12 protein-coding genes are annotated in these 12196 nt (G+C 59.5%); all 12 read left to right on the plus strand.

Annotation, left to right across the window (positions count from 1 at the left end; translation table 11 throughout):
• The first annotated feature begins 2 nt into the window (after window positions 1–2).
• The 12 genes from BCF11_RS05955 (at window position 3) to gmhB (ending at window position 12177) form a co-directional block, all read left to right on the plus strand.
• Window positions 3–353: a hypothetical protein gene (locus tag BCF11_RS05955; RefSeq protein ID WP_143751269.1), complete on the plus strand. Its 351-nt coding sequence runs from the start codon at window positions 3–5 to the stop codon at window positions 351–353.
• Window positions 354–375: 22 nt separating this feature from the next.
• The gene (gene miaB / locus BCF11_RS05960) at window positions 376–1716 is read left to right on the plus strand and encodes a tRNA (N6-isopentenyl adenosine(37)-C2)-methylthiotransferase MiaB (RefSeq protein ID WP_098497345.1); all 1341 of its coding nucleotides are present in this window, start codon (window positions 376–378) and stop codon (window positions 1714–1716) included.
• Window positions 1717–1762: 46 nt separating this feature from the next.
• On the plus strand, window positions 1763–2920 hold the full coding sequence (locus tag BCF11_RS05965) for a PhoH family protein (RefSeq protein ID WP_098493931.1): 1158 nt from the start codon (window positions 1763–1765) through the stop codon (window positions 2918–2920).
• Between the two features lie 5 nt (window positions 2921–2925).
• Window positions 2926–3393 (plus strand): rRNA maturation RNase YbeY, encoded by a 468-nt coding sequence (ybeY, locus tag BCF11_RS05970; RefSeq protein ID WP_098493932.1) that lies wholly within the window; start codon window positions 2926–2928, stop codon window positions 3391–3393.
• A 330-nt stretch (window positions 3394–3723) separates the two neighbouring features.
• Complete coding sequence (locus tag BCF11_RS05975; RefSeq protein WP_098493933.1) at window positions 3724–4338, plus strand: cytochrome b/b6 domain-containing protein; 615 nt, start codon at window positions 3724–3726, stop codon at window positions 4336–4338.
• Window positions 4339–4348: 10 nt separating this feature from the next.
• On the plus strand, window positions 4349–5128 hold the full coding sequence (locus BCF11_RS05980) for a molybdopterin-dependent oxidoreductase (RefSeq protein WP_098493934.1): 780 nt from the start codon (window positions 4349–4351) through the stop codon (window positions 5126–5128).
• A gap of 253 nt (window positions 5129–5381) precedes the next feature.
• Window positions 5382–5663 carry a pentapeptide MXKDX repeat protein gene (locus BCF11_RS05985; RefSeq protein WP_098497346.1) on the plus strand — a complete coding sequence of 94 codons (282 nt, stop codon included), beginning with the start codon at window positions 5382–5384 and terminating at the stop codon, window positions 5661–5663.
• Window positions 5664–5841: 178 nt separating this feature from the next.
• The gene (locus tag BCF11_RS05990; protein WP_098493935.1) at window positions 5842–6723 is read left to right on the plus strand and encodes an HlyC/CorC family transporter; all 882 of its coding nucleotides are present in this window, start codon (window positions 5842–5844) and stop codon (window positions 6721–6723) included.
• 66 nt (window positions 6724–6789) lie between these two features.
• Window positions 6790–8379: an apolipoprotein N-acyltransferase gene (gene lnt, locus BCF11_RS05995; RefSeq protein WP_098493936.1), complete on the plus strand. Its 1590-nt coding sequence runs from the start codon at window positions 6790–6792 to the stop codon at window positions 8377–8379.
• Between the two features lie 128 nt (window positions 8380–8507).
• Window positions 8508–9488 (plus strand): glycine--tRNA ligase subunit alpha, encoded by a 981-nt coding sequence (gene glyQ / locus BCF11_RS06000; RefSeq protein ID WP_098493937.1) that lies wholly within the window; start codon window positions 8508–8510, stop codon window positions 9486–9488.
• Window positions 9485–11602 (plus strand): glycine--tRNA ligase subunit beta, encoded by a 2118-nt coding sequence (gene glyS, locus BCF11_RS06005; RefSeq protein ID WP_098493938.1) that lies wholly within the window; start codon window positions 9485–9487, stop codon window positions 11600–11602. The genes glyQ and glyS overlap by 4 nt, the downstream gene beginning before the upstream one ends.
• 17 nt (window positions 11603–11619) lie before the next feature.
• Window positions 11620–12177: a D-glycero-beta-D-manno-heptose 1,7-bisphosphate 7-phosphatase gene (gene gmhB / locus BCF11_RS06010; RefSeq protein WP_098493939.1), complete on the plus strand. Its 558-nt coding sequence runs from the start codon at window positions 11620–11622 to the stop codon at window positions 12175–12177.
• Window positions 12178–12196 lie beyond the last annotated feature (19 nt).

The raw sequence follows: 12196 nt of genomic DNA on the forward strand, positions 1-12196 counted from the left end.
TTATGTCAGCAACAATGCGGCCAATCCGCCTGCTCATGATTTTCCTGCTGGCGACGCTGGCCTTTTCCGCAATGGCAGTCGAGCGCGATTTCCCCGCCACCACCTTGCGCGGAAAAATGACCATCACTGCCTACCCCACCGTCGCCATGAGCGGCAACGTGCTGCGGCTTTCGCCCGGCTCGCGCATCTGGAACACCCAGCAGCTGACCCAGGTGCCGAGTTCGCTGGGCAGCGACACTTATCTGGTGAATTACACCCTGAACATACAAGGCGACATCGATCGCGTCTGGGTCCTGACGCCCGATGAAGCCGGCGTAAAAATCGAAGCACAGCGCAACAGTTTGAAACGGTAATGAAGTAGTCATGGAAAAAACGATGCAAAAGAAAGTATTCATCAAGACCTTCGGCTGTCAGATGAACGAGTATGACTCGGACAAGATGGCCGATGTGTTGAACGCCTCCGACGGATTGGTCAAGACTGACCGTCCGGAGGATGCCGACGTGATCTTGCTGAATACCTGCTCGGTGCGCGAAAAGGCGCAGGAGAAAGTGTTTTCCGACCTCGGCCGCCTGCGCGAGCTGAAGCGCAACAATCCCGACCTGCTGATCGGCGTCGGCGGCTGCGTGGCCTCGCAGGAAGGCGCTGCCATCGTCAAGCGCGCGCCGTATGTCGACATGGTGTTCGGTCCGCAAACCCTGCACCGCCTGCCGGAAATGATCAGCCAGCGCCGTGCCACCGGCCATGCACAGGTCGACATCAGCTTTCCCGAAATCGAAAAATTCGACCACATGCCGCCGGCCAAGGTGGAAGGCGCGACAGCGTTCGTCTCGATCATGGAAGGCTGCAGCAAGTATTGCAGCTACTGCGTAGTGCCTTACACCCGCGGCGAAGAAGTGTCGCGCCGTTTTGAAGACGTGCTGACCGAAGTGGCCGGGCTCGCTGAGCAAGGCGTCAAGGAAATCACGCTGCTGGGCCAGAACGTGAATGCCTTCCGCGGCGCCATGGCGGATGGCGAGATCGCCGATTTCGCCTTGCTGATCGAGTACATCGCCGAGATCCCAGGCATCGAACGGATCCGCTTTGTTACCAGCCATCCGAAGGAATTCACGCAGCGCCTGATCGATACCTACGCCAAGGTGCCTAAGCTGGTCGATCACTTGTACCTGCCGGCGCAGCACGGCTCTGACCGCATCCTGTCGGCCATGAAACGCGGCTATACCGTGCTGGAATACAAGTCGGTGATCCGCCGCTTGCGCCAGGTGCGCCCCAACATCACGATTTCGAGCGACTTCATCATCGGTTTCCCGGGCGAGACCGACGCCGATTTCGAGGCGCTGATGAAACTGATCACCGATATTGGCTACGACAACAGTTTCAGTTTCATTTTCAGCCCGCGTCCGGGCACGCCCGCCGCCAACCTGCAGGATGACACGCCACATGAAGTCAAGCTGAAGCGGCTGCAGCACTTGCAAGCCGTGGTGGAACAAAACATGGCCAAGATCAGCGCGGCGATGGTCGGTTCCGTGCAGCGCATCCTGGTGGAAGGCCCGTCCAAGAAAAATCCGGCCGAGCTGCAAGGCCGCACCGAGAACAATCGGGTGGTGAATTTCAACGCCGGTCCAAACGGCGCGCGCCTGATCGGCGAGTTGATCGACGTCACGATTACAGAAACACTGACCTATACTTTGCGCGGCGAAATCGTCGTCACCGAATAGCCGGCAGCGCTCACCGACCAATCAACCCAGATACGCACACGCCAGTTTGAAAACTAAAACCCCTACCCAGCCGCATTACTTCATCCCGCAGCCGCTCGACAATACGCGGCTGGCACACTTGTGCGGACCGCTGGATGAAAACCTGCGGCAGATTTCGGCGGCGCTGGATGTCTCGATTTTCCGCCGCGGCGACAAATTTATCGCAGCCGGCGGCAATGCCGAGCGCGCGGTCGAGATCCTCGACCAGTTTTACGCCGTCGCCAACAAGGTGATTTCGGTCGGTGAAATCCAGCTGGCGCTGGTGGAACAGCGCGCCAAACTGGGCATGGGCAAGAAACTGAAAGTGGCCAAGAGCAATGGCAAGGCCGGTGCAGAACCTGGCGACGAAACCGGTGCAGATCCGGCCGATGCCGAACTGACCGAGACCGATATCGAAAGCCCGGTCCTGAAAACCCGCCGTAGCGATTTGCGCGGGCGTACCCCGCATCAAAGCCAATACATCCACTCCATCCTGGAACACGACGTTACGCTCGGCATCGGCCCGGCCGGCACCGGCAAGACTTATCTGGCGGTGGCTTGCGCGGTCGATGCGCTGGAACGCGACGCGGTCAAGCGCATCGTACTGACGCGGCCGGCGGTCGAAGCCGGCGAACGCCTGGGTTTCCTGCCGGGCGACTTGGCGCAAAAGGTCGATCCCTATCTGCGTCCTCTGTATGACGCCCTCTACGATCTGCTGGGTTTTGACCGTACCCAGAAGATGTTTGAAAAGCAGGCGATTGAAATCGCCCCGCTGGCCTATATGCGCGGCCGCACCCTGAACCATGCTTTCATCATCCTGGATGAAGCGCAGAACACCACGCCGGAACAGATGAAGATGTTCCTGACGCGGATCGGCTTCGGCAGCAAGGCCGTGGTGACCGGCGACGTTACCCAGATCGATTTGCAGCGCGGCCAGAAGAGCGGCCTGATCGATGCCATGAACATCCTGAAAGACGTGCGCGGCATCGCCTTTACCCGCTTCAACAGCAGCGACGTGGTGCGCCATCCCCTGGTGGCCCGCATCGTCGACGCCTACGAAACCGCCTCGCAGGCGGCGCCGGTGGCATCCACCCATGGCGTCATCGAAGGCGCGACTCCGCCAGCAGCGAAACCAGCCAAGCCGGTACAGACCGGCATCACCAAAACAGCACGGAATCGTAAGTAAGCACAATGCCGCAAAAAAATAAACTCTCCCTGTCGGTGCAATATCCTGACCAGCGCCTGCAAGACAGCGTCACGCGCCCGCAATTACGGCGCTGGGTGCAAGCCGCCCTGCTGGCGCCGGCCGAACTGACGGTCCGCTTTGTCGATGCCGAAGAAGGGCGCGCTCTGAACCGCGACTACCGCGGCAAGGATTACGCCACCAACGTACTGACCTTTGCCTACTCCGAAGACCAAGAGGAAGACGACAACGGCGTCACCCAGGCCGACATCATCCTCTGCACAGACGTGCTGGAACGCGAAGCCAAGGAACAGAACAAGACCGTAGTGGAACATGCGGCGCATCTGGTGGTGCATGGCGTCCTGCATGCGCAAGGCTATGACCATGAAGACGAGGAAGAAGCCAATGAGATGGAAGGCCTGGAAATTGAAATCCTGGAAGCACTGGGCTGGCCCAATCCCTATGCGGACCGCTGAACGCGCAGATCTCGCCCAGCTTTCAAGAAACGCCGCCTTTGCGGCGTTTTTCTTTTACGGCGCCTGTTTTCCCCCGGATTGTCTTCCCTAACCTAAGACATTCTCTATATTCATGGATTTGAATATTAAAATGACAACAAATAATTATCAAACGCCTCAAATCCATTCCATGCATTTTTAAGTAATAAGATTATGATGAAATGATGTAATGAATTGATTTGGCCTGCGACTAAGGCACATGAAAACAACATTACTCAGTCTCCGGAGACAATCATGAATCCAGTCACGCTGCTCATATTGGCCGCGCCCCTCCTGCTGCAGGAGGTTTAAATGGCATCCTCCGTCCTCAATACGCTCAAGAAACCGCTCGTTCATCCGGTCTGGCTGCGCATTACACACTGGCTCAATGTATTGGCAGTAATCATCATGATCCTGAGCGGCTGGCGCATCTATAACGCTTCGCCGATCTTCCCGTTCCGCATTCCCAGCGAATGGACCCTGGGCGGCTGGCTGGGCGGCGCCCTGCAATGGCATTTCGCGGCAATGTGGCTGCTGGTCTTCAATGGCCTGGTGTACCTGCTGATGAATACCGGCAGCGGCCGCCTGTGGAAGAAATTCCTGCCTCTGCGCCCGGCTGAAGTGATCCAGGACATGCTCAAGGCGCTGCGCGGCAAGCTGCAGCACGATTCCCTCGATCACTATAACGCCGTGCAGAAGCTGGCCTATGTGTCGGTCATCCTGGATTTGATACTGCTGGTGGTGTCGGGCCTGGCGATCTGGAAATCCGTGCAGTTGCCTGTCCTGCGCGATCTGATGGGCGGCTATGACAGTGCCCGTATCGTCCATTTCTGCGCCATGGCTTTCCTGGTCGCTTTCATCGTGGTGCACGTGATCATGGTGGCGCTGGTTCCACGCACGCTGCTCGCCATGCTGCGCGGCCGCTGAGGAGATCATGATGATCAAGAAAAATCTCGGACCGGCTTCGCAGCTCGACGCCGAATCCATATTGAAAGATGCCCGCCGCGAGCTGGCGCAGCCGTCGCGCCGCCTGTTCACCAAGCGAGCGCTGACCCTGGGCGGCCTGTCGCTGCTGACCGGCTGCAATATTACCGACGAGCCATCCATCAACCGCATGCTGGAACGCATTTCACGCATGAACGATGGTGTGCAGGGATGGCTGTTCGATCCCAAGCGGCTGGCGCCCACTTATACGCAGGCCCAAATGACCCGGCCCTTCCCCTTCAACGCCTTCTACGGCATCGAAGATGTACCGGAGATCGACGGCAGCGACTATCAGCTGGAAATCCTCGGGCTGGTTGCCAACAAGCGCCCCTGGACGCTGGAGCAGTTGCACAAGATGCCGCAGAACGAGCAGATTACCCGCCATATCTGCGTCGAGGGCTGGAGCGCCATCGGCCGCTGGGGCGGCATCCCGTTCTCCTATTTCCTGAAAATGATAGGCGCCGACCTGAGCGCCAAATATATCGACTTCCAGTGCGGCGACGATTACCACACCAGCATCGACATGGCGACCGCGCTGCATCCGCAGACCCAGCTCACCCTGACTTACGACGGCCAGATCCTGCCGGCGAAGTACGGCTTCCCGATGAAACTGCGGATGCCGACCAAGCTTGGCTACAAGAATCCGAAACATATCGTTTCGATGGAGGTGACTAATAAATACCCCGGCGGCTACTGGGAAGACCAGGGGTACAACTGGTTTGGCGGATCCTGATACGGGCTCTGCCATTTGCTGCACTTATTGATACTTTCGTAAATCACGACAAATCTCCCGTAGGGTGGGCACTCCGTGCCCACGCGGACGCGACGGGGCGCGAAGCCCGGAACATGAATGCCCACAGCACCGCGTGGGCACGGAGTGCCCACCCTGCAACATCGATTCTCAGAATGATGGCTTGTCCTGTTTTATGAAATTCTCAATAATGACTTTTTATGGCGCTTTTGCCACTTTTACCTGGAGATTCAAAATGAAAAAAAGCCTCACAATCCTGTTGCTTAGCGGCCTGATGATGACTGCCGGCGGCGCTTTTGCCCAAGACGCAATGTCGAAGGACGCTGCCCCGATGGCTAAGGACGCCATGTCCAAAGACGCTATGAGCAAGGACAACATGGCTAAGGACGGCATGGATAAGGACGGCATGGCCAAGCCGCACAAGAAAATGCACCACAAGAAAGACATGTCCAAGGACGCCATGCCGAAAGACGAAATGGGCAAGGGCGGCATGGCTAAAGATGAAATGAAGAAATAATTACTTCTTTAGCAATACAGGCGGATAATGCTTTTAAGCACTATCCGCTTTTTTTATGCGCTTAAACTGTGATTTCTGCCAGGATATGACATCGATGACACATGCGTTTCGTCGTCCTGTCACATATTTGTTGTATGCTATTGCTTCCGAAACAATGTGAAACCAAGGCTAACGCCATATGCCAGAGCACCCTAGTAGCGTCAAATCATTTGACGCTAAACCCCATCGGTCACTATTTGAACGCCTGACCGCACTGATTTCTCCCGAACCTGAAAATCGCGCTGAACTGCTCGATGTGCTGCAAGACGCACACGAACGCAACCTGATCGACGCCGATGCGCTGTCGATGATCGAAGGCGTGTTCCAGGTATCCGACCTCTCCGCCCGCGACATCATGATTCCACGTTCGCAAATGGACATGATCGACGTCACCAAGCCGATCGAAGACTGGATGCCCGAAGTCCTGTCGACCGCCCACTCGCGCTTTCCTGCCGTCGATGGCGAGCGCGACAAGGTGATCGGCATCCTGCTGGCGAAAGACCTGCTGCGCTACTACGCCGAAGATTCCTTCGACGTGCGCGACATGCTGCGTCCGGCGGTGTTCATCCCTGAATCCAAACGCCTCAACGTCTTGCTGCGCGACTTCCGCGCCAACCGCAACCACATGGCGATCGTGGTCGATGAATACGGCGGCGTCGCCGGCCTCATCACCATCGAAGACGTGCTGGAACAGATCGTCGGCGATATCGAGGACGAATACGATTTCGACGAGGAAGAAGACAATATCCTGGCGATCCGCGACGGCGACCACGGCGGCCGCTGGCGCGTCAAGGCGCTGACCGAGATCGAGCAATTCAACGAGACGCTGGCAACCGCCTTAGTGGACGAAGATGTCGACACCATCGGTGGCCTGGTCGCCAATCACCTGGGCCGCGTGCCGCGCAAAGGCGATGAATTCACCATCGACAATGTGCGCTTCGAAGTATTGCGCGCCGACGCCCGCCAAGTGCATGTCCTGCTGGTCGAAAAGCTGTCAGAATCTGCCCAGGAAGAATCCTGAAGATGAGAGCGTAGGTCGGTCCGGCGCTGCGCTTGTCCGACCTACCTCTACTAGCAATCGCTGCCTATGCGTTTTCGCCTTAGCTCTATTCCATTTCCCATCCTGCTGGCGCTGGCTGCCGTCACCGGCGCCGTCAACGTCCTTTCCTTTGCTCCCTACGGCCTCTGGCCGCTGCAACTGCTGACCCTGGCGCTGCTGGTCTTTTGCCTGCTGCGGATGGGTGCGGCCGGCGTAGGTGCGGCCGGCGTAGGTGCGGGCAGCATCAAGCGCGGCGCCCTGCTTGGCTGGGCCTACGGCTTCGGCTGGGTCGCCCACGGGGTTTACTGGATCTATATTTCGTTGCACGATTTCGGCGGCTTGCCAGGCTGGCTGGCGGTGCTGGCGGTGGCCGTGCTGGCGGCCATCATGGGCTTGTACACAGCGCTCTGCGTCAGCCTCAGCCTCTGGCTGCAACGGCGCTGGAATGCCTCGCCGCTGCTGTTTGCGCTGGCGATTTTCCCGGCCATGTGGGGCCTGACCGAATGGCTGCGCGGCTGGATATTCACCGGCTTCCCCTGGTTGATTTCGGGTTATGCCCATACCACCGGTCCGCTGAGCGGTTTCGCACCGCTGGTCGGGGTCTACGGCTTGGGCTGCATCTCGGCGGTAATTGCCGGTTGCCTGGCTTTGCTGCCGCAACGCAAACTGCCGGCCGTCGCCGCTTTGCTGGCGCTGCTGGCCGGCCTCGCTTTGCACCAGATCAACTGGACCGCACCGCATGGCAAGCCGATTTCCGTGCGCCTGTTGCAGGGCAACGTGCCACAGGAAGAGAAATTCAATACGGCCCAGATCATCAATTCGCTGCGCCTGTATGTCGACATGATCCGCGCCGCGCCGGCCGACCTGATCGCCACGCCGGAGACCGCGGTGCCGATCCTGCAAACCGAGCTGCCGCCGGATTTCCTCCCTGCCTTGTCGGATTTCTCGCGCCAGAGCGGCAGCCATATCGCGCTCGGCATTCCCTATATCGATGGCCCCTACCGCTATTCCAACAGCGTCATCGGCATCGCTCCGCAAGACAAGACGCTGCCCGCTTTCCGCTACGACAAGCAGCACCTGGTGCCGTTTGGCGAATTCGTGCCGTTCGGCTTCCGCTGGTTTGTCGACATGATGAATATCCCGCTCGGCGATTTCCAGCGCGGCGCGGCGGTACAAGCGCCCTTCGCTGTCAAAGACCAGTGGGTGCTGCCGAACATCTGCTACGAAGACTTGTTCGGCGACGAAATCGCCGCCCAACTGGCCGCCACCAACGCCGCCGGCAAGCCAAGCGCGACGCTGTTGCTGAACATGTCGAATATCGCCTGGTTCGGCAACACCATCGCCTTGCCGCAGCATTTGCAGATCTCGCAGATGCGCAGCCTGGAAAGCGGCCGGCCTATGCTGCGCGCCACCAATACCGGCGCCACCGCCCTGATCGATCCGCACGGCGTGGTCAGCGCTCAGCTGGCGCCATACACCCGCGCCACGCTGGCGGTCTCGGTGCAGGGCTACAGCGGCATGACACCGTACATCCTGTTTGGCAACCGCACCTTGCTGGCTGCGGCGCTGCTGATGCTGGCCGGCGCCTGGTGGCGCTGCCGCCAGGCGCGCGGCGGGCTGGGCCAGAAACGGGACTAAGCCAGCAAAACCCGTTAAAATCGCTGCTTTTAGCGGGTCTTTTATAGCGCTCTGCGTCGCCCCCGGTATTTCATTCAGTATTTAGCTCATTAACCGGCATTTTGCCGTATGGAAAAGCAACAAAAACGATGCTTACATTTCAACAAATCATTCTCAAATTACAAGATTACTGGGATGCGCAAGGCTGTGCCCTGCTGCAACCCTACGATATGGAAGTCGGCGCCGGCACTTCGCACACCGCGACCTTCCTGCGCGCCATAGGTCCGGAGCCCTGGCGCGCCGCCTATGTCCAGCCTTCGCGCCGTCCGAAAGACGGTCGCTATGGCGAAAACCCGAACCGCTTGCAACATTATTATCAATACCAGGTAGTGCTGAAGCCAGCGCCGGAAAACATCCTTGACCTGTATCTCGGCTCGCTGGCGGCGCTCGGCCTCGATCTGCAGCGCAACGACGTGCGCTTTGTCGAAGACGACTGGGAAAACCCGACCCTGGGCGCCTGGGGCCTCGGCTGGGAAGTCTGGCTGAACGGCATGGAAGTGACCCAGTTCACCTATTTCCAGCAAGTCGGCGGCCTCGATTGCAAGCCGGTGCTGGGCGAGATCACTTACGGCATCGAACGGCTGGCCATGTACCTGCAAGGCGTGGAAAACGTCTACGACCTGGTATGGACCGAGTGGATTGAAAACGGCGTCAAGAAGACCCTCAGTTATGGCGACGTGTTCCACCAGAATGAAGTCGAGCAGTCGACCTACAACTTCGAATACGCCGATACCGAATTCCTGTTCCCGCTGTTCGGCAACTACGAAACCCAGGCCAAGCGCCTGCTGGAAGTGCCGCTGGCGCTGCCGGCCTACGAAATGGTGCTGAAGGCGGCGCACACCTTCAATCTGCTGGATGCGCGCGGCGCCATTTCGGTCACCGAACGCGCCGCCTACATGGGCCGGATCCGCAACCTGTCGCGCGCGGTGGCGCAGGCGTACTACGATTCACGGGCAAAACTGGGCTTCCCTATGTGGGAAATCACCAAGGAAAACGCCGAACTGTTATTGCAAGAATTTGGAGATGAATACATGGCGGCTGTAGCCCAGCGCGCAGGGGATGCAGCATGAGCGATACCCTGCTGATCGAAATTTTTACCGAAGAACTGCCGCCGAAAGCATTGGCGAAACTGGGCGACGCCTTCGCCATGGGTATCTTCAATGGCTTGAAAGCGCGCGATTTCCTGGAAGAAGGTGCGCTCGCCACCGCGTTCGCCACGCCGCGCCGGCTGGCAGTCTCTATCAGCAATGTGCGCGCCGTTTCCCTCGACAAGACCATGCGCGAAAAAGTGCTGCCGGTATCGGTGGCGCTGGACGCAGAAGGCCGGCCATCGGCGCCGCTGGTCAAAAAACTGGCTGCCCTCGCCGCCCAATGCGGCAAGGTGATGATCACGCCAACCGAACTGGAACGCGCAGCCGACGGCAAGGCCGAAAGCTTCTTCTTCAGCTACACCGCCAAAGGCGTAGCGCTGCAAACCGGCTTGCAAGCAGTGCTGGAAGACAGCGTCGCCAAGCTGCCGATCCCGAAAGTCATGAGCTACCAGCGTCAGCACGGCCATGCCGCCGGCCATACCGTACGCTTCGTGCGGCCGGCGCACAGCCTGGTAGCGCTGCATGGCGACCAGGTGCTGCCGCTGACCTTGCTGGGCCTGGATGCCGGCCGCCTGACGGAAGGCCATCGCTTCCTGTCGCAAGGCCGCATCACGCTGGCCGATGCCGGCAGTTATGCAGCAACGCTGGCGGAACAAGGCAAGGTGATCGCCAGCTTCAGCGAACGCAAGGAAAAAATCCGTAGCGCCCTGCTGGCCGCCGCCGCAGATGACCAGGTGCTGATGCCGGAAGCGCTGCTGGATGAAGTGGCGGCGCTGGTCGAATGGCCGGTGGTGTATGCCTGCAAGTTTGAGGATGAATTCCTTAGCGTGCCGCAGGAATGCCTGATCCTGACCATGCAAACCAACCAGAAATATTTTGCCTTGACCGACAGCGCCGGCAAGCTACGCTCGCGCTTCCTGATCGTCTCGAACCTGCAGACCAACGAACCGCACTACATCATCGAAGGCAATGAGCGCGTGGTGCGGCCGCGCCTGTCCGACGCGAAATTCTTCTTCGAGCAAGACCAGAAAAAGAAACTGGCCGAGCGCGTGCCGCTGCTAGCCAACGTGGTGTATCACAACAAGCTCGGCAACCAGCTGCAACGCACGGAACGGGTCAAGACTCTGGCAGTGGCGATCGCCGGCCTGCTCGGCAGCGATGCAGCGCTGGCCGCATTGGCTGAGCGCGGCGCCCTGCTGGCCAAGGCCGACCTGCTGACCGATATGGTCGGCGAGTTCCCCGAACTGCAAGGCGTGATGGGCAACTACTACGCACGCCATGACGGCGAAGCAGAAGCGGTGGCGCTGGCGATTTCGGAACACTATCAGCCGCGCTTTGCCGGCGACGCCCTGCCGACCACAGACACGAGCACCGCGGTAGCGCTGGCCGACAAGCTGGAAACCCTGGTCGGCATCTGGGGTATCGGCCTGCAACCGACCGGCGACAAGGATCCGTTCGCGTTGCGCCGTCATGCCCTGGGCATTCTGCGCATGCTGCTGGAAAAGCGTCTGCCAGTGTCGCTGACGCAATTGCTGAGCAACGCGGCGCAGCAGTTTGCCGGCAATGCCAACTTCAAGGATCCGAGCAGCGATGTGCTGCCTTTCCTGTACGACCGCCTGCGCGGCCTGCTGCGCGAACGCGGCTATTCGCCGAACGAAATCGAAGCAGTCGTGGCGCAACAGCCTGAGCGGCTCGACAACATCATCGAGCGGCTCGATGCGGTGCAGGCCTTTGCCGCGTTGCCGCAAGCGGAAGCGCTGGCGGCTGCCAACAAGCGCATCACCAACATCCTGAAAAAGACCGAAGGCGTCGGCAGCACGGTGCAGCCGGATCTGCTGCAGGACAGCGCAGAACAATCGCTGTTCGCAGCCATGAATACGCTCAAACCGGAAGTCGATGCCGCCTTTGCCAAAGGCGATTTCAGCACCGCGCTGAAAGCCCTGGCGCGGCTGCGCGAAAATGTCGACGGCTTCTTCAACGACGTCATGGTGATGGCCGACGACCTGCAATTGCGCAACAACCGCCTGGCCTTGCTGGCGAACCTGCACGTGATGCTGAACCAGGTCGCCGATATTTCCAAGCTGGCGGCCTAAACGGACACCGAACAGCTATGAAACTGATCATCCTGGACCGCGACGGCGTCATCAACCACGACTCGGACGCCTTCATCAAATCGCCCGCCGAGTGGGTGCCTATCAAGGGTTCGCTGGAAGCCATCGCGCGCCTGAACCAGGCCGGCTACCGGGTGGTGGTGGCCACCAACCAGTCGGGCATCGCGCGCGGCTTGTTCGACATGCAGGCGCTGATGGCTATCCATCAGAAAATGCATGAGGCAGCGCAGCTGGTCGGCGCCGAAATCGACGCCATCTTTTTCTGTCCGCATGCGGCCGACGACAACTGCGATTGCCGCAAGCCGAAAGCCGGCATGTTCCACGATATCGGCAAGCGCTTCGAGATCAGCCTGCGCGGCGGCGTCGCCACGGTAGGCGACTCGCTGCGCGACTTGCAGGCCGGCTTCGTCGCCGGTTGCGCGCCGTATCTGGTGTTGACCGGAAAAGGCGAGAAGACCCGCGAAAAAGGCGGCCTGCCACCCGGCACCCTGGTGTATCCGGACTTGGCGGCGGTGGTCGATTTCCTGTTGAAAAAGCCGATGGAACTGGCAGTGTGATTGCACGCCGAGGGGCCGT

The organism is Collimonas sp. PA-H2 (assembly GCF_002564105.1).
Lineage (GTDB): Bacteria > Pseudomonadota > Gammaproteobacteria > Burkholderiales > Burkholderiaceae_D > Collimonas.